At 52.4% G+C, this 18,703-nt stretch carries 16 protein-coding genes and 1 pseudogene; 2 read left to right on the top strand and 15 right to left on the bottom strand.

Annotated elements, in window-relative coordinates:
- Nucleotides 1–8 precede the first annotated feature (8 nt).
- The 14 genes from ACQKDS_RS08250 to ACQKDS_RS08185 form a co-directional block, all read right to left on the bottom strand.
- The gene (locus tag ACQKDS_RS08250; protein WP_399668187.1) at nt 9–1,334 is read right to left on the bottom strand and encodes an ABC transporter permease; all 1,326 of its coding nucleotides are present in this window, start codon (nt 1,332–1,334) and stop codon (nt 9–11) included.
- On the bottom strand, nt 1,331–2,011 hold the full coding sequence (locus ACQKDS_RS08245; protein WP_399668189.1) for a hypothetical protein: 681 nt from the start codon (nt 2,009–2,011) through the stop codon (nt 1,331–1,333). Before ACQKDS_RS08245 ends, ACQKDS_RS08250 begins: the two co-directional genes overlap by 4 nt.
- Nucleotides 1,992–2,702 (bottom strand): ABC transporter ATP-binding protein, encoded by a 711-nt coding sequence (locus ACQKDS_RS08240; RefSeq protein WP_399668192.1) that lies wholly within the window; start codon nt 2,700–2,702, stop codon nt 1,992–1,994. Before ACQKDS_RS08240 ends, ACQKDS_RS08245 begins: the two co-directional genes overlap by 20 nt.
- Nucleotides 2,699–3,448, bottom strand: a complete 750-nt coding sequence (locus tag ACQKDS_RS08235; RefSeq protein WP_399668195.1) for a hypothetical protein — start codon at nt 3,446–3,448, stop codon at nt 2,699–2,701. Before ACQKDS_RS08235 ends, ACQKDS_RS08240 begins: the two co-directional genes overlap by 4 nt.
- Nucleotides 3,442–4,494, bottom strand: a complete 1,053-nt coding sequence (locus ACQKDS_RS08230) for a hypothetical protein (RefSeq protein ID WP_399668197.1) — start codon at nt 4,492–4,494, stop codon at nt 3,442–3,444. The genes ACQKDS_RS08235 and ACQKDS_RS08230 overlap by 7 nt, the downstream gene beginning before the upstream one ends.
- Nucleotides 4,481–5,716 (bottom strand): beta-ketoacyl synthase N-terminal-like domain-containing protein, encoded by a 1,236-nt coding sequence (locus ACQKDS_RS08225; protein WP_399668199.1) that lies wholly within the window; start codon nt 5,714–5,716, stop codon nt 4,481–4,483. Before ACQKDS_RS08225 ends, ACQKDS_RS08230 begins: the two co-directional genes overlap by 14 nt.
- Nucleotides 5,713–8,271: a beta-ketoacyl synthase N-terminal-like domain-containing protein gene (locus ACQKDS_RS08220; protein ID WP_399668202.1), complete on the bottom strand. Its 2,559-nt coding sequence runs from the start codon at nt 8,269–8,271 to the stop codon at nt 5,713–5,715. The genes ACQKDS_RS08225 and ACQKDS_RS08220 overlap by 4 nt, the downstream gene beginning before the upstream one ends.
- Before the next feature lie 64 nt (nt 8,272–8,335).
- Complete coding sequence (locus tag ACQKDS_RS08215) at nt 8,336–9,589, bottom strand: aminomethyltransferase family protein (RefSeq protein ID WP_399668205.1); 1,254 nt, start codon at nt 9,587–9,589, stop codon at nt 8,336–8,338.
- Nucleotides 9,586–9,918: an acyl carrier protein gene (locus tag ACQKDS_RS08210; RefSeq protein WP_399668208.1), complete on the bottom strand. Its 333-nt coding sequence runs from the start codon at nt 9,916–9,918 to the stop codon at nt 9,586–9,588. The genes ACQKDS_RS08215 and ACQKDS_RS08210 overlap by 4 nt, the downstream gene beginning before the upstream one ends.
- 17 nt (nt 9,919–9,935) lie before the next feature.
- Nucleotides 9,936–10,526, bottom strand: a complete 591-nt coding sequence (locus tag ACQKDS_RS08205; protein ID WP_399668211.1) for a 3-hydroxyacyl-ACP dehydratase FabZ family protein — start codon at nt 10,524–10,526, stop codon at nt 9,936–9,938.
- A 17-nt stretch (nt 10,527–10,543) separates the two neighbouring features.
- The gene (gene fabG, locus ACQKDS_RS08200) at nt 10,544–11,299 is read right to left on the bottom strand and encodes a 3-oxoacyl-ACP reductase FabG (RefSeq protein WP_399668213.1); all 756 of its coding nucleotides are present in this window, start codon (nt 11,297–11,299) and stop codon (nt 10,544–10,546) included.
- Between the two features lie 22 nt (nt 11,300–11,321).
- A complete protein-coding gene (gene acpS, locus ACQKDS_RS08195) occupies nt 11,322–11,711 on the bottom strand; it encodes a holo-ACP synthase (RefSeq protein WP_399668216.1) in 390 nt (129 codons plus the stop codon).
- A gap of 552 nt (nt 11,712–12,263) precedes the next feature.
- Entirely contained in the window at nt 12,264–13,208 is a 945-nt protein-coding gene (locus ACQKDS_RS08190) for an MBL fold metallo-hydrolase (protein ID WP_399668219.1), read from the bottom strand.
- A 136-nt stretch (nt 13,209–13,344) separates the two neighbouring features.
- Nucleotides 13,345–14,202 carry a sensor domain-containing diguanylate cyclase gene (locus ACQKDS_RS08185; RefSeq protein ID WP_399668222.1) on the bottom strand — a complete coding sequence of 286 codons (858 nt, stop codon included), beginning with the start codon at nt 14,200–14,202 and terminating at the stop codon, nt 13,345–13,347.
- A 6-nt stretch (nt 14,203–14,208) separates the two neighbouring features.
- On the opposite strand from ACQKDS_RS08185, the pseudogene ACQKDS_RS08180 reads away from it, so the two are divergent.
- A pseudogene (locus tag ACQKDS_RS08180) lies at nt 14,209–15,831 on the top strand (virulence factor SrfB); the annotation flags it as partial.
- A complete protein-coding gene (locus ACQKDS_RS08175; RefSeq protein ID WP_399668224.1) occupies nt 15,828–18,002 on the top strand; it encodes a virulence factor SrfC family protein in 2,175 nt (724 codons plus the stop codon). The pseudogene ACQKDS_RS08180 and the gene ACQKDS_RS08175, both read left to right, overlap by 4 nt.
- Before the next feature lie 24 nt (nt 18,003–18,026).
- Here the strand turns inward: ACQKDS_RS08175 and ACQKDS_RS08170 are convergent, their stop codons facing one another.
- Nucleotides 18,027–18,632, bottom strand: coding sequence for a nitroreductase family protein (locus ACQKDS_RS08170; protein WP_399668227.1), 606 nt, complete (start codon nt 18,630–18,632; stop codon nt 18,027–18,029).
- Nucleotides 18,633–18,703: the final 71 nt, after the last annotated feature.

Below are 18,703 nucleotides of genomic sequence, written 5' to 3'. Positions count from 1 at the left end.
CTGAAGTATTAAACGAAGCGGAATGCTTCTGCGATAACCAATTTTGAAGCGCGACGCGCTGGAATAATTGAAGCAATCAACGCTGTCACCAACGGCAATGCGCAAGAGAACCAGAACAAATTAATGTCTTTATCCCACATGACGAATGCCAAATAGCCTTGGGTATAACCCGGTGACGGCGGCATGGGTATACCATTGATATTGATAATGGCGGCGATCAACATGCCGAAACTGATGCTGAGTACCGAACCAATCATGCCGATAATGATGCCTTCTAAGATAAACAGGCGGCCAATATAGGATTGGCTTAACCCTAATGCGCGTAACGTGGCAATTTCACGCGTGCGCTCCACCACGTTCATCATCAGCGTATTGCCGATCATGAACACCACGATCACGCTAACAATGGACTTGATAAACAGGAAAATACCTTCAAACAGGTTCACAACCTGATGATAGAAAATAGCCAGATCGTCCCAGGAACGCGCTTCTAATGGCAAATTGTGTTGCTTAATTAACTGGTTAATGTGCGCCAACACGGCATTAGTCTGCTCGGTGTCTTGCAACATAATGATAATCTTGCTGACGTCGTTGGTTTGCAGCAAACGCTGGGCGGTTTTCAAAGGCAATTTTATCGCCGTGTCATCATACTCCTTGATACCGGACTGGAAGACGCCACGCACCTGTGAGGAAATCGCGTTTTGTCCCCCTTCCGGGTTTACCACCAGCATATCGACCCAATCGTCATAACCGGCAGACAGCGCATTAGCAATACCAGAGCCAATGGTGATGCTCTGCTGTTCAACCCGCGACAGATCGCTGCCGGAAATAATTCGATCGAGTGACCCTAAGACCAATGACGTTTCCGGCTCAATACCGACACCGGTAAAGAAGGTCGACGAGCCAGTATCGTACTGCGAAATAATGCCGGAAAACGCCAGTTGCCCGGTAATGGTGGTGATCTTTGGTGCAATCTCTTCATCGGCCAACAGAATACGTTTCACTTCATCATAATTATTGATGGTGTATTGCAACGAATTATTGGCACCGCTGGTTAAATATCCTTTTTCATACAGCTGGATGTGCCCGAGGTTGGTACGAATGGTCTGTTCTCGCATCGCCCAGAATGAGTAATCAACAAAACCACCGAAGATAAACACCGCGACACCACCCAGCGTGATCGCCAACAACGTTACGCCAGAACGCCGCCGTTGGCGGAACAGGTTAAGGAAGGTATAGCGAATGTCGGTAGGTTTACTTAACGCCGTCACCAAAACTACCAACAATGCGTAGACGATGATGGCATTAGAAATCCAAAACAGAATATTCATCATAGCGGTGCCTCCGCCAGCGGGTGTATCAGATTGCTTAACTCTTCCGCCGACCATTCTGGTGCAGGTTTATCACGTAGCTGTGCCAAACGTTGGCCTTCATCCCCCTGTTTTTTCAACGTTGCCCAGGCGGCTTCTGCCTCCGGTTTTTTTTGACAGGTGGCCAACGCCCGTGCCGACATCAACATAATCATCGGCTGCAACGCGGTAGGCACTTGTGCATCTTGTTGCAGATAGGTGGTGTCTTTCAGCGCGACCACGCAACGGCCATTAGTGGCGGGCACAAACGCGTCCATACGTGCGCGCAGATAACGCATTCGCCAATCTTTTTCGTCGGTTTCCGCCGCTTCATCGATATAAAAGAACCCCAACTTTGACGCTTCAGCGGCGCGTAAATAGTTCTTTTTCGCTAAAAAATCAGTCGCGATGAACAGTTGTCCGTAGCCATAGAACATTTTGGCGACGCGATAGTCGGGATACTGTTCGAACAGGCTTTTCAATTGCGCCGTAGCGCTATTCAGTTCGCCAATCGGTGCTTTGGTGGTGATCGATAAAATCGTCTGCAATTGCGAATTACGCGGGGCTGGCTGTGGTGCCTGTTCCGGCGTCGTAGCTTGTGCATTGAAGACGCAGCATAGCGCTGCCACGATGCCAAGGCGTTTAAAGGTTGAGAAAATCATTTTTCAGCTCCCCGTCTTCAATTTCTAATACTCGGCGTGCCCGGTCGCGCAGTTGCAACGAGTGAGTGGAAATCACAAATGTGGTTTTCAATTCCTGATTCATGGTAAGCAGCAGATCGACGATCTCCTGGCCGGTGCGCGTATCGAGGTTCCCGGTCGGCTCATCGGCCACAATCAAGCGGGGACGCTTCACCAACGCACGGGCAATGGCCACTCGCTGCTGTTGCCCGCCGGAAAGCTCACCGGGTGGGCGCTTGTAATGCGCACTCAGCCCGACCTTCTCAATCATGTCCATCACTTGATCCTGTGCCACCCGACGGCTAAAACCATTGAGCATCAAGGGATAATAAACATTGTCAAACACGCTCAGCACCGGTAACAGATTGAAAAACTGAAACACGAAGCCAATAGCGTCAGCACGCAAGCGCGCAGTCTGCTTATCATTTAGCGTGGATAAATCGTTACCAAGCAGATAGATGTGGCCGCCGGTGGGGTAATCGATACCCGCCATCAGGTTTAACAGCGTACTTTTACCGCTACCTGATGGACCGCACAGTGCGATAAATTCGCCATCGTGAATATCAGCGGTGATCGCCCCCAGCGCAGTGATGGCGCCGGGGCCTTTACCGAAACGTTTGCTGGCCTGTTGCAGGGACACAACGGGCAAGGGTTGCGCGGCATGCAAAGTCATGGTCTTTTTTCCTGAACGTTGGACGGTAAGCGGGACGCCTCCGGCACCAGCCGTAAGCGATAATCCGCAGAAATTTCGTACACCAGATAGCCGTCGCGGTTGATCCACGCGCGGCGATTCATTTCTTTACGGTTGCCGGTGCTGACGATTTGGCATAAATCTTTAAGTGGCGTGGTGCTGTTGGGTAACAGCAAGTCACCGAAGCCAACGTAGTGACTGTTGCTGATCCCCACTTCACCGCTGACCGGGATCAACCAACGCACACGCGGGCGACTACCGATTTGCTCAGCCGTACATGGCGTCGGGAAGCGCAAGGCAAACAGCGACAAGTCGAAAGCACTTTTTTCCACCGCTATCGTCTGCGCGTGACCGTCGGTTTGCGAATCGATGGTCACCGCATAATCACTTGGGCGCAGCGTGCCGTCGACGAGGCGTACTTTGCCATCGTTGTTTTCACTAATGTGATAACTGAGACTGTTATCGAGGCCATAAAGCACTTCATCACGATAGTGGTACTGGTGCGTACTGAGCAGAATCTGCCAACTGAAATTGATGCTGGCACGCTGTTGATACACGAGCCGTTCCGGCAACCAGCGCTGGCTGATGCGATATTCACCAATCGGCTTGTCGCTCTTGAGCGGTAAGATCTGGTATACCGCCAGATAATCACGCATAGGTACCGCGGGCGACGCTTGTACGGATAATGTCAGTGCCACGGCACACGCTAGGGCGAAGCGTTTTAGCATGGTGGCACCTCCGTGAGCCAATTCTCCAGCAGCCATGCGCCGCCCTGCCCATCCAACACATTGAGCAAGCGATGCCCGGCCTGCGGTGCTGACTGTTGCAGATAGCGCCAGGCCAGTGCCGGATTCATGCAGCCGCTGTCACCGTAAATTTCACTCAACGATTGTTGCGCCAATGTGACGGGTAAATGCGTGAAGGCTTGCTGCTGCAGTTGGCGTAGCGCCATTGCGGGCGGCGTGACGCTCAAGACTTCGCGCGTATTAGCTCCCATGTGCTGCTGCCAGCGATCGGCCAATAATTTTGCACCTTGGCGCAGCGACGATGGCAGACGCAGGTAATCGCTGAGGTGCAGCGTAATGCCGCGCCCCGGCGCTTTTTTCAAAATCATGCAACCCACACGCTCAACGCTGACTTGGCTGTTCGACGGTGCACTGCCACGAGCGCGAGTAAATCGTGGGGTTTCTGAAAATGTCAGCACGGGAATGCTGCGGAACTGAGCGCAAATGATGACGTTATCGGCCATGCCACCATTGAGGCAGTCCTGCGCAACCCGAATCGCGGTCATCAAGCCATTGCGTTCACCACGCAGTTTGCAGGTAAAACCGTGGATGCCGTAATCACGAACGATATTCTTTGGCAGAATGTCGACGCTCAGGGTATCGCGCCAACTGTTAACCCCTTCAAACACCGAGATTTCGCCCCACGAATCGACGTAAAGCAACGCATTACGTTCATGCCGCAGACGGAACTCGCCTTTAGCGCCGAGCTGGGCGACGGCCTGCGTACAGGCGGCGCTCAGACCGTTCAGCCAATCACGGTAATTCGCTTTGCGTAACGCCTCTGTCGATAGCATGGCGTCGTCCACACCAAAACGTCGGAATAACCATTGGCGGCTGCCCGCACGCACATTGGCTTTCTTATGCTGTGACGCTTCCCAGACGTTGAACCAACTCGGCATAAATCGCCGCATCGGCGCTTTTGGCTCTAACAACGCGAACCCGACGAGATTAATGGCGTCGGCAGGAATAAGCCGATCACTTGGATTCATCCGTGTCCTCCTGACAGGCGGAAACCACCATCGCGATCACCGAGCCATCCAGCCCGATGCCAAATTTAAGAATGTGCTGTTTTTCTAACGGCAACGGTGCGCTATCGGCATGTACGGCCACTTGCAACCCCTCATCGATCGGGCTACGTGTGGTAACGGCCAACAGGCGGCGTTGTTGTAATGCATCCGCAGCCAGCATGAAATCAAGCGCGCCACTGCAGGTGGTGAGGTAACCCACTTGGCCTTTGTAACTGACCACCGGCACGCCCCGTTTACCCCATACTTTCTGCAATGCCATGGCTTCCGCTTTGTCACCGGCAACGATGCCGTTAGCATGGGGGATGGTGCAGGCGATGTCTTGCGGGGACACCTCAGCCGCCAGCAATGCGCTTTCCAGCGTTTGCGCAATGGTGCGAAAGTCGGCGGTAAAGGAACTGCTACCCCGACCACCGCTGCTCTGGCAGCACACAGAGCTGTCGATAGCAATGGACGGTGTGAACCCACGCTGGCGCGCGTGAGATTCACTTTCCAACACCAGCGCCACCGCGCCATTAGCTAACAACACGCTGGTATCATGGTTACTGAACGGCTGCGCCCGACCAGCACCAAGCATGCCTTGCCCCCCCATAAACACCACATCCTGCAACATGACTTCCATCCAACCGACCAGCAGCACCAAATCTGCCTGCCCGGCAGCAATGGTTGCCTGCGCTAAATGTAAGGCTGTCAGCGCCGAATTACTGGCGCTGTAAATGCTCGTGGGTGGCCAACAAAGGCCAAACTGCTCGACGAGTTGATGTGAAAAGCGATCCTGACCGTAGCTGTCGGCATGTAACCGTTTGATCGCGGGAAAGAACAACAGATCTTCAGCATCATTACGATCCTGATAACCGGCGAAATCGCCGATATCCGGCCGCACCCCGTTCCCCGCGACATAAACGCGTACTCGTTGCCCCTGCAAGGCGCTGGACGGCAAACTGGCCATCGCCAGTGCTTCGGCAATGACCGGTTGCACGCGTTGGAAAGGCGGTAAGCTTGACGATGCCTCCGGTACGAAGTGTGGATTTTCGTTTAACCGCAGGTCACGCCAGGATCTTTCGTTATCAAACCACGGCTGCCCGGCCACCATTTTCCCCTCGGCAATGGCGGCAGTCAGCGTAGGAAAATCAGCGGCCAGCGGGCTGACCTGCCCCCAACCGCTGGCGATGACCCGCTGGCTCACGCTACGTTCCTCAACACGATGGCATAATGGTTGCCACCTTCGGTTGAACCCAGTACCAGAGCCGTGCGTACGTCTTTGCGTAGCGGCGTAGTAACGAAATTAATATCGTCGGCACAAAACTGCTGCGTATACGGGATCGGCAAGATTTCACCGCGTTTCATGATTTCAGTCACTACCGCGATGTTCAGAATACCGATACTTGACTCCACCAGACCGAACCAACCGTTATAGTTGACAAATGGCAAGGAACGCCGCGCTTCGCCAAATGCAGACCGCATTGCTTCCAGCTCGATGGCGCTGCGCAACGGTGTGCCGTCGCTGGTGCCACATACCAAGTCCAATTCATCTGCCGCCAGACCCGCTTCCTGCAACGCTTGTGCGATCGCTGTCGCCATCGATGCCGCGCGCTCAGCAATATCTTCTGGTTTGAAGAAACAACCGTCGTTAGCTTTGCCGTAGCCGATAACTTCGGCATGGATCGGCGCACCGCGGTCTTGAGCATGTTGCATATCTTCAAGCAACAGCATCCCCGCCCCTTCACCGGGTACATAGCCACGTGGGTTTTCACTGTAAATCTGATAACCTGCGGGATCGCACGTCAGTTGTAATTCGCCGCTTAGCGCCTGTAGATAGGCGGCAAACGTACTCATGTTTTCATCCGCACCGCCGACGATCATTTGCGGCTGCAGAGACTGGCGAACGATTTCATAGCCATAAGTGAGCGCGCCAAGCCCCGCGTTAATACCGGTTGCCAGCGAGGTGTTATAGCCTTTGATACCTTCAGAGATTGAACAGAAGGTGGATATGGCGTTCATCAGCGAGCCTGGGAACTCGGAGGTACGTACTTTAGTTGGATCTGGGAACAGACTTTGCAAATAGCGGTCGACGGTGGCTTGTGGCCCTTTCGACATACCCAGGATCATCCCTAGCGTCTGGCCGTCACGCTTGATTTTCCGCCCTGCGTCATTCATTGCCTGCGTCATCGCCAACAGTGCGAAGGTACTGATGACGTTCGCCTTACGGGGATCAAAGCGGCGCAGCGTTTTACGCGGATCCAGATCGAGTATCTTATGAATGCCCGCCGACTTATCCAATTCGGCGTCAATATCGGTATCACCCAGGCGATGGCGCAAGAAGTCACGTGTCTCGTTACTTTTATTCAACGAGCCGAGAATATCGCTAAACTCCTGCCGGGTGGTTTCATCCAGCGTCACCTGATGGAGGTTTTCCAGCGGCTGGTGGTTCCACATACGTTCCAGCATCGTATGCAAGGTATGACCCACGGCCGTCACCGCGCCCATCCCGGTGATCGCTACGCGCTTAGGCTGATAGAGGCTTGGTGGACTTTGCTCTGCTTTGACACTGGCAATCACACAGCAGTTGTTACCACCAAAGGCATAGTTGTTCTTCATAAACAACTTGACCTCGCCGTCCTGGAAATCATTCGGCACGTAATTTAGATCGCAGTTCGGCCGCGGTGTCGTGAAGTTCAGCGTTGGCAGGATCTTATTTTCTGGCAACGTCAGGAAGCAGGCAATCAGCTCGATGATCCCCGCAGAACCGATATTGTGACCCACGTAGGCTTTGGTTGAACTGACCGGAATATCCATGATATTCGGGAACACTTTCTTCATCGCCAACGTTTCGCAACGGTCATTCGCTTCTGTGCCGGTACCGTGCGCGTTGATGTAACCAATATCCTGCGGTGTGATATCGGCATTGTGTAGTGCATGGCGCATGACCTGTACCGCGCCCTCTCCGCGCGGATCCGGTGCAGTTTCATGGTAGGCATCGCACGAGGTCGCGTAGGACACCATCTCGCCATAAATTGTCGCGCCACGTGCGACGGCATGCTCATACTCTTCCAGCAACAGCGCGCCGGCCCCTTCACCAATCGACATCCCCGGAGAACCAGAGAATGGGCTGGACGGCGTGCGTTTCATGGCATGCAGCGCGTAGAAGCCAGCAAAGGTCGGCAGGTAGATAGGTTCGGTTCCTACCACCAGCACCGTCGAGTTTTTACCATTCTGAATCTGGTCATAACCAATGCCCATCGCGTTGGTACTCGCGGTGCAGGCGGTTGCCACCAGCTCAAACCCCCCTTTCAGCCCTAACAGGGAGGAAACAATGGCACTGCATGATGCAAAGCTACCGGAGATAATCGCCTTCTTCAGCGAAAAGGCTTCCATACGATGTTCGAATAACGGAATGAATGCCTCTGTACCGGCGGAGGAAACGCCGATGATCAACGCCGTACGGTCACGCAGTTCGCCTGGCGGCAGTTGCCCTTGTTCCAGCGCTTCATGGCCAACTTTATAAGCCCATAGCGCAGCGTTATCCAAGGTGGCGACCATCTCATCTGTCAGATTCGGCCAGCTTAACGGCTGCAACACCTCTGAGGCGTTGGCGTCTTCAAACCATTCGAGATATTTCTCGCTCGGCTTGATGCCACACGTTTTATTGAACAGCGCCTGTTTGAACTCAGGCACATTGGAGGCGATGGAAGAGAGGTGACCCATCCCGGTAATCACCACTCGTTTGCGAGTAACTGTCATAGTGTCTTCCGTGTCGGCGAACCAGTATTAAACGCGCCATGCAGCAGCATGGCGCGTTGAGGCATCAGGCTTGCGGGGCGTTATTGGCCGCGTCCTGCTCTGCTTTCTCTTTTGCCGCTTTCTCTGCGGCTTCTTTCTCTTCTTTAATTTTTTGCCATTCGAACTGCTGCAACAGATCGCGTGGGCGCGTACTGTCAACGTAACTATGTTCTGATGGGTTCACCAAGAAGCTGTAGTTACGGGCAAACGGAACTGCCGCCGTGGTAACGGCCACTGCACCGTCGCAGGTTTCTACCTGATACGCATCCAGATCCGACCAGGCATAAGCGTCTTGCAGCATCAACCGACCAATGCAGGCATCGAGATCCTCGGAGTAACCACAGGTAATCACCTCACCGATGCACTCACCGTTAAACGTCACCTTATCGCCACGTTGTGGGATCTGCGCAGGCTTACCTGCTAACGTCATGCCAACCGCGCGCTGGGTTACGCCCTGTTCGACACGATTTACCATTGCCTCCTGGCCGGCGAATTGTTCCTTGTCGTAGCGCACTGTCCACTGCATTTGCAGTTCGATTGGGCAAGTGCTGTACGCGTTGAACATCTCCGGTTCCCAGCACGGGTTCTCCAACCGCACCTGCCGTTGGTAATCCAGCCCCCCAGTGCGCAAGTCGAATTTTTCGCCCGCTTCCACCAATTGATGCCAAACCTCTGCCAAGTCATCTCGTGGCCCCATCAGTTTGTAAGAATATTCACCATGTTTGCCGCTGCGCAGTAAGATAAGCTCATCAACGTGCATGTGTTCCTGGAACGGCAGGCCAATGACATCCATGCCGTATAATTCAGCCAACAACTCCCAGGCATACGGGCCTTCGACGTGAAGTACGCCCCATTCCGGCGTCAAGGATTCAATGGCGTCGATTTCGTCAAACTCTTCTTCGTTGCCAGCCAATTGGGCACGTAGCCGTTCGCACAACGCTTCGCCCGTCATCCATTCGGAGATCAGCAAGAAACGTTCATCGTCACAGGCGATATACAGATCGGTGACGATCTGGCCGTCCTCATCGAGGATCAAGCTGTACATGGCCTGTTCGTCACGAATTGACGATACATCGCCAGATACTACCCGGTTAAGCAACGCCCACGCGCTATCGCCGCTGATGCTGGCAATACCAAAGTGTGAATAATCGGTGAGTAGGATATTTTTACGTACCGCAGTGTGTTCCGCTTCAGCACCGGAATAGCGAAGGGGTACGGCGACGCCGTTACGTTCACCCATGATTGCGCCGTGTTGCTGATGAATGTCGGTCAGTTTCATGCCTTGTTCACCTCTTTTGCTGTTGCTGCGTTGGTTGCCGCCATTTCTGCCTGCTTGCCGACTACAAAGGAAGCGAGCGTGTTCACACTGCGCATGTAAGAAGGGTCATCGCCCTCATTCACCCGGATACCAAAGGTTTCATCCAGCAATACGATCACCTCAGTCGCGTCGACGGAATCCAGCTTTAATCCACTACCAAACAACGGTGTATCGTCGTCAATCTGCTTGACGTTCTGATACAAATTCAGTCGCTCAATCAAACCCGTTTTTATTTGCTCAAGCACCTGTTTACGCTGCTCGATCGTGGCGTTAAGCCCATTGCTATTCATGGTGGCACTTCTCCCTGTTAGTTAATCTGTATGCCTTTACTTTCTGCGATACTGCGATCAATTCGGAAATTGACGATGCGCCCGGCGCACGCGATATGACGCCCTACGCGAGCCTCTACTTCGTAGTGGTGGAAACCGTTAACATCGGCAAAGGCTAAACGGCTGTGCACCTCAATGGTGTCACCCGGATTGACCACATGACGGTATTTCACGTCTTGCGAAGCGAGGAACCCGATAATGCGGTAGCGTTCCGCGACGACGCGATCGACCCCTTCCGCGGTGCTCAACGAACGGGAAACCTCATCGAATTTTTTCAGTGTGACGCCGGTGTCACGTTCATGGCGATCGCAGTAATCACACAGCAGACTGAAATACTCGCTGGCCTGACCAAAGATCTCGGTGATCAAGACGCCCGGCATCACCGGATTGTCAGGGAAATGGCCGGGAATATAGGGCTCATTAAAGGTGACGTGTTTGATCACCGTAATTGAGCCTTTTTCTCCGGGCGTAAAATCTACAATGCGATCTACCATGAAAATAGGCGCTCGCCAGGCTCCCATCCGCAGCAATACTGAAGAAGTGACCAGGCTTTTGTTATAGTTAGCCATTCAACTTTCCTGTCGAATTAACGCATCACCAAACCACCATCTGCGATCAGGGTCTGACCGACGACGTAGCTGGAAGCGTCTGAACTTAAGAAGGCCACCACGTTGGCTATCTCGTCGACCTGACCGAGACGCTTGAGCGGGATGGCGGACATCACGGTGCGCACAATTTGGCGCGGTACTTTTTTAACCATACGCGATTCGATCATGCCGGGTGCCACCGCATTTACCCGGATACCTTTCGAGGCCATTTCTGCCGCCAGCGTACGCGTAAAACCGATAATGCCGGCCTTAGCGGCACTGTAATTCGTTTGCCCAAAACTAGACGTGACACCTGAAACTGAGGAAATATTGACCACGGTGGAATTACGAGCGTGACGTAATAAACGTAGGAACTGTTTGGTCATGGTAAACGTGCCATAAAGATTGACTTTAATTACCTGATCAAATTCCTCATAACTTAATGCCGAGAATAAATTATCTTTATATATGCCAGCGTTATTAATCAGAACATGAATAGCATGTGCTTCTTTCTCTAATTGGTCGGCTAATTTCGACACGGAATCAATATCGGCAACATCACATTGCCGAATATGCAAATGCTCACCCCGTGAATGGTTTTGCTTTAATTTATTCAACCCACTAGTGTCATGCTGATATATAGCATAAACCTCAGATTTTTGGTTAAGATACTTCTCGCAAATAGCCAAACCAATATCGCCGCTTGCACCGGTTACAAGCACATTCTTCCCGTCAAGATCAGGATACATTGACATACATATTCCTTTATAATAACAATCAACTGAATGCCGCAGCAGCAATAGCATGCGACTTGCAATGTGAAATACTCAGCGTTGCTTGGGTCAGATTATGTTGCTGCATTAATTTGGCGAATTCACCGTCAAAGAAATAATAAGGACGCCCCAATTCGTCGTGCCTGATTTCGATGTCATGGAAGGAAATACCAAAGCGGAAGCCGGTGCCAAGCGCCTTGACGGCGGCCTCTTTCGCCGCCCAAAAGCCTGCAACACGCTCGCAGTTTTCGCTGATATCACCCACCGTTAACTGCTCATGTTCAGTCAAAAGGCGCTGCAATAGTTTATCCCCGCTGCGGGATAATGCCGTGGCAACGCGATCTATTTCAATAATATCCACACCAAGATTCATACTGACTTCATCCTTAGTCATTAAATCCATCCCCTGCTCAAGGGATAATGTGATGATTATCTCACACTAAAATTAGCAATAAGCCATAGGCAGTCAGCACGAAGTTTTAAAATCAATAAGAGCGAGTCTGTTTTCTACAAAAGGGAATGTTAGCGCAAATTATTTCAAACAATCAATAAACTATAACGCAAAAAAGAGTGCAATGATCAGTTCAGCGCTATTAATCTGATAAACGCCACTATACCAGTGCCTTTTGCTTTTTCAAACGCATTTTATAGATTGATGTCGAAATTAAATGATAACGGTTGAAGTTTTCTTTTGTGAGAATATTCCTTGCGATTCAAAATTAAACGTATGGCGCAGGAAAGTGGTGGTGTTATTTTAAGAATAGACTTAATTATGTATGCAATCCATTATTACCAATAAGCAACGCTGCCAAATACCATGTCTGGTTTTAACGTAATTAACGTTTTCATTGATTTTAAAGACCGAGAATAATATGTGACGAATGCGATGAAATGCGGGCCAAATCACATTCGGCCCTGCGGTAACGAGCATGATTTCGTCATTAATTTATTGGCTAAGCTGCGTCGTGTAGTTAGCCGGCACCCACCGATAACCCTGCTCTTGCGCTTTTACATGGCCAAGCCCCGGAAACGAGATATGCGCCGCCGCAACCCAGAAACCTTCTTTGGTTGCCTGCGCCAAAATGCGTTCTCGCGTGGCGACTGCCTGTGGACGGTCAACATCAAAATGAATCGCGACTGCTGGTTCCGGCATTTGCACCGCTTTAGCATGAATAATATCCCCCCACAGCATCAGCGTTTGCCCTTGGCTCGTTATCCGATAAGTTACACTGCCCGGCGTATGACCGTACGCAGCCTGCGCCTGAATGCCTAAGGGTAAGGTTGTTGGAGCCGTAAAGGTTTTGAGTTTACCTGCCGCGATCAGCGGGTTTAGCGCGTCGGCCGACTCTTTAAAAGTGTGGCGCTGCCCCACTTCGACCTTATTCTGATTGTCGTTATTCAGCCAAAATTGTGGGTCGTGCTTATCGACATACACCACAGCATTGGGGAACGTCGGTTTACCGTTCTTCACAACACCGCCCGAATGGTCGCCGTGCACATGCGTTAACAATACCGCATTGATACTGCCTGCCGGATAACCAGCGGCCTTAAGATTTTCCAATAAATGACCGCCATGCTGACCGAACAATTTCCCGGCACCGGTATCCACCAAGACCCGTTGCTTGCCATCGTCAATGACAAAGGTGTTGATGGAGGTTTCCGCCTGCGGCGTCATGGCGTCATCGGCCATCCGTTGCGTTAACTTATCGGGATCGATGGGCACCAACAGTTGCTCAAGCGGTAACGTGACCGTGCCATCAGATATCGCCGTGATCGTCAATTTCCCCAACGGCATCCGATAAAAGCCCGGGGCTTGGCGTTGTATATCGACGGCAGACGCCGCCGTGGTTGCCAACAACACACCGGCTGCGAGCATAACATCTCGTTTCATAATCATCCTGTATAGTCAAAAGCGTCGCCTTTAACGTTGGCAGATATTTTCGCCTTGTCCAATTACATCACTCAAGGTAATTGAGTTGGAGATCATAATCACGGATAGTTATTTACTACAGGTGTAACAATAAAGCTTATCGCTCGCTTTTAGCCTTCTTTAGTTGGTACATCACGGCATCACCCGCAGCGATCAATTCATCCAGACTTTGAGGTTGCTGCGGATCAAACTCAACAATACCGTAGGAAAAAACCAGCTCATATGGGGCAGATCGCGTAGCGTTAATTGCTGTTATCTGGTGTTGTAAGCGGCTGATATCTCGCTCGGTATCAGCCAGTTTTTTCCCTGTCGTCAACACCACAAACTCATCGCCACCAAGCCGTGCAATAGCGTCAACGTGGCTGAAAACGGATTTCAACAAACCTGAAAATGTGGCTAAAGCCCTATCACCCGCACTGTGGCCATAGTTATCATTAATCTGCTTGAATTTATCCAGGTCAATAAATACCAAACTCGCGCTGGTTTGATGGTACAAACAATCATTCAAGCTGAACTGCGCGAGGATCTGAAACCCGCGGCGGTTAGAAATGCCCGTCAAAACATCCGTCGTTGAAGCTTGAAACGACCGCAATTCATCTTCCACCATCGCAGCCAGATCGCGAAGCGTGTTGGCATCGTCTTCGTCAAAAGAGCGGGGTTTATCATCGATTAGACACAATGTTCCCAATCTAATATCGCGGGCATAACTCAGCGGGCAGCCGGCGTAAAAGCGTATATGGGGTGTACGTGTTACCAGTGGATTATCAGCGAAACGCGCATCTTCTAACGTATCGGGGATCATCAAAATTTCATCACCCAAGATCGCATGACCACAGAATGAAATGTCGCGCGGAGTTTCTTGCGCCGCCAGCCCACAATTGGCTTTAAACCATTGTCGATTGCCATCAACCAGCGTCACCAAGGCGATCGGCACACGAAATAAACGTCGCGCCATACGGGTAATAGCAATGCGCCGCGCCAGTTACGCCATATCATCCTAACGTTGCCGTCCGCTATGCCCAAACCGGAACGCGAACTGTTTCGCCGCAGGATGGAACACGCGATTGGTCTGGTCTGGAAGGCGCAGGAATGGCACCCGGGCGATGCTCCGTTTACAACGTCTGACGAGAAAAATGCCGGTATATGGCCCGTACCGCAGGTACAGATGGAGTGGGACGAAGCCACCTGTGGCCAAATGGTGTATTTATACAATGAAACCCAACTGAATTTTGCGGGGCACAGCGCGGCATTTTTTGCCAGCATGGCACGGCCCGATCGCCCTGCTGAGCAGCACGCCAGCGCATTACGCATCGCGTCGATTGACATCGGCGGCGGAACCAGTGATTTATCGATTACCCAATATTCACTCGACGACGGTATCGGTCATAACGTAAAAACTCTGCCTAACTTGTTGTTCCGTGAAGGGTTTAAAATGGCAGGTGACGATATTCTACTCGACGTGATCCAACGTTATCTGCTGCCCGCTGTACAACAGGCGTTGGAACAGGCGGGTATCACCCAGCCCGCCGCACTGATGGACAGACTGTTTGGCAATCAGGGGAGCTTAGACGGTTTTTCTGCGCGCCGTCAGCAGACCGCCCTGCAAGTGTTTATCCCGCTTGGCCGCGCTATTTTGCAAGCGTACGAACATTATGACCCGCTCGACAGCCACGCTGAATTGGCGGCGACGTTTGGCGAGATATTGATACAATCACCAATGGCAGACATGTTGGCGTTTATCAACGGCGAAATTCAACGTGAACTGCCAGCCGATGCCACAACCTTTGATATTCTGCAAACGCCCCTGTTGCTTCGCTTAAGCGATCTGCACACGGCGTTTTTAACCGGCCATATCCGCATCACCTCGTGCCTGCGCGCACTAGCGGAAGTGGTGGCGCATTATAGCTGCGATGTGCTGTTACTGACCGGACGCCCCAGTCGCCTACCCGGCGTACAGGCGTTGCTACGCCATTTACAACCGCTGCCCGCTAATCGCATCGTCGCGTTAGCCGGGTATCACACTAGTCGATGGTATCCTTTCCAGAGCGACGGTCGTATCGAGAATCCCAAATCTACCGCGGCAGTCGGAGCCATGCTGTGTCTGCTAGCGCTCAACTTGCGATTAGGAAGCTTTTATTTCAAGGCCGGGGATTTCCAACCCTATTCCACTATTCGCTATCTTGGCATGCTTGATGCGCAACAGACGCTGAGTGCCGATAACGTTTATTACCGCGATATCGATCTTGACCGGCCCGAATTCACGCTTGATGGCGCAACATTCCCGCTGCGTGGCCCGCTGCGGCTGGGTTTCCGCCAGCTCGATAATGAGCGCTGGCCAGCAACACCGCTCTACACGCTAACGATTCATGATGCGCAATTGGCACGCAGCCTGGCGAGCGACGGTATTTTACACGTTCAACTGCGGGTAGTTGAGGGTGAGCGGTTTGAACTGGCCGCCGCCACATTGGCCGACGGCTCGCCCGTTCCTGTGGAGCAGTTACAGCTCAAACTGAATACGCTGGCTGCCGGAGGTGACGGTGCCACACATTATTGGATCGACAGTGGGAGCGTATTCAGCAAATGAATGCATTAACTGACAGCGCCTTGTCACAACAGGCGCAACGTATCACGCACGCTATCAATAACACGGTTGAGTGGCTGGCAGAGGCGCGGCAGTGCTCAACGCGGCTGGAACGGGAAGCCGAACGCCTACATCGGGAGTTACAACGCTGTAAGATCACCGCTCATCGCCTGACTCACGCAGCATCGGAGCCTTTCAGCATCGGTCTTTACGGCCATGCTTTAGCGGTAAAAACACAGCTTGTTACCTTATTCGGCCATCAGCCGCTGACGGTCGATAACGCAATACTCGCAATCCGTTATCGCCCCGCTGCCGCCGCCACTGCACCGTGCATCACGCTGTTAACTGAATCCGATCTCATCAGGTTGTTATTTAACACTGCCGGGAAGCCTCCCATCGATGACACGCGGCTGAATGCGCAGCGGGTTACGCTGATGCGCCAGCGTCAAACCGAGATCATTGCAGGAATGTGCGCCGAACAGGTGATGGCACTGTGGGATACGCTGGCGCGTTATCAACCCCATACCGATGATGCCGCAGCATTTTGGTTCACCGCGGCCGAACTCGCGCCCTATCTCAACATCGATCAACGTGCGCAGCTCTTTTCGCCCTTGTGGAATGAACAAGCCGAATTCACCGCGCTATATCGTCAATTGGCGCATGCATTACGGCATTTTGGCGATACGCCGCAATGCTACCTGCCTGCTGATGAATTGTGCCACCTTAACGGGCTGATCGACGGGAGCCTGGCACTGCACCTTAACCTGCCAACGGACACTGATGTACAACTGCAACTGTTGAATGAACGCCATCACCAGCAATGCGATTTTTCTGGTGCAGAACTGGCGTTGTTGGCGACAGAAGTCTGTTTGACGCAGTGCCCCCACGCCAGCCCGTTTAATGAACCGATTGAGTTGTTAGATATTCCTGCTGACGTTAGCGGCAATGACCATGACAATCTTATTATGCGGGTGTTGCAAGCCAAACGTGCCTGTCTGTTGGACGAGTACAGCGCGCGTCGCCAGCCACAACGTCTGCTGGTTAACGCGGCGGTCAAACAGCAGCAAGATATCGTTCGCGTCGGCAAGGCGTTGACCTACTGGCTGCAATGCCAACGGGGGGCGCAATTGCCGCGAAGTGACGCAGACAAACCCGATTTGATTTGGCTGTTAACCGCCGATCGTCACGCAAGCGTTAATCAATCATGGGATGAGGCGGTACAGCGTTACGTTGGCACGCCGGGGATTGAATGGGGAGCGTTATTAGCCATCGATAACCAAGATATTCAACGGATGCTGGCTTACCTGACCGCGAACGCAAATGGGGCGGCACAGCGCCAGCGCCTCGCAGGACAGTGGCAGGCGTTGCAACGCCATTTGAGCGACACGCTGATGATCGGCTGGTATCAGCCGAATCCGGTCGATGAACCCGCGCTTAAACAGCAAACGGCGCAGCGTTTACTGAAAGCATTACAGGCCAGAACCGGTGTTCACGGCGAACTGCTGGAACGTCTGTTGCCTAGCCGTGACGCGTTGCGCCGTGTGCACCAGCGCACGGTCCCCCCCCCTCAGCCAGATGCCGATACCTTCAGCATTGGCATTGAGTTAGATTTGCTGAGCGAAAACACGCCGGTTTCACGCACCACAACCGGTGAAAGCCACTTTGCCCACGCCGTGTTTCAGTTCTGGATCGCGCATTTACGTACTCTTGCCAACCATAGCGCGTTGCTTCAGTTGATCGACGTTGATCAAAGCACGCTGAATTTACTGGTCGAGGAGTTGATTACTGCGGCATTTCGTCTGGAACTGCCGCAGCAATTGCAACAGGCCGTCTGTGCGGCAAAAGAAGTAGAGGAACGCCAGATTTCGCAGGCGCTCAGCGTGTTGGGCGATTTCGTCGCCTGGTTAGGCTTTCAGCAACGGCCGCTGGCACAACGCCCCGCAAGCCGTATTCACCACGGCCAAGCGATCTTTGTGATACCGGCGATGACGGATGTTGCCAACACAGCGCGCCTGACACACTTGGCGGCAACGCCGGTCAACGGCGCCGCGTTTTATATTTACGATTGGCTGGTGGGGTTAAATGCCTTGATCGAACAAAATAGCGGTTATTCTGCGGCGACAACGTTAGATGCCAGACAACGCGCGCGTCTGGCATCTATATTATCGGCATGAGGCGCGATGCCCATGCCATGGCGATCAGAAGCGGTCGATGCTGACAACCTGCTCAATTGGCAGTTTACCGATGCGTGGGTATGGCTGGCTGATGCCTTTCCCGATCGCAACCATTAACGCGATCTGGTATTGATCCGGTTTATTAATGATGCTTCCCACCGCATCAAAATCGAAACCGTCCATTGGGCAAGAGTCATATCCCTGTGCTTTTGCCGCCAACATTAAGGTTTGGGCAAAGATACCGCTGCTACGCATGATTTCATCACGTTGCACCTGCGGTTTATCACGATAATATTGATCGATAGCCGGATACATGAACTGCTGTACCGGCTCTGCTGCTTCATGCCAGATCGTTTTGACCTGCGATTCCCAACTGGATAAATCCCCGCATAAAATGACCAGCATCGATGCATCCGTTACCTGTGCCTGATTCCAAGCCACTTCGCGGATCGCGGCACGCTGCACCGGATCTTCCACCAGCAACGGACGCCAATGTTGCAGGTTAAAGGCGCTCGGCGCATTTTGTAGCGCGATATTCAACAGCGCTTTTTTCTCTTCAAGCGTCATCACATGTTGCGTATCAAATTGTTTGGTAGCCCGGCGTTGGGTAATAGCATCAAGCGTATTCATGATATTCCTTTAATTAAAATGGATTCGCGGCAGACATTATGCCTCAAAACTGGCCCGATGAAAGTGGTGTT

The organism is Serratia sp. NPDC078593, from assembly GCF_050268245.1.
Taxonomy (GTDB): domain Bacteria; phylum Pseudomonadota; class Gammaproteobacteria; order Enterobacterales; family Enterobacteriaceae; genus JBNNGK01.
This window is presented reverse-complemented; position numbering and strand designations above follow the sequence as displayed.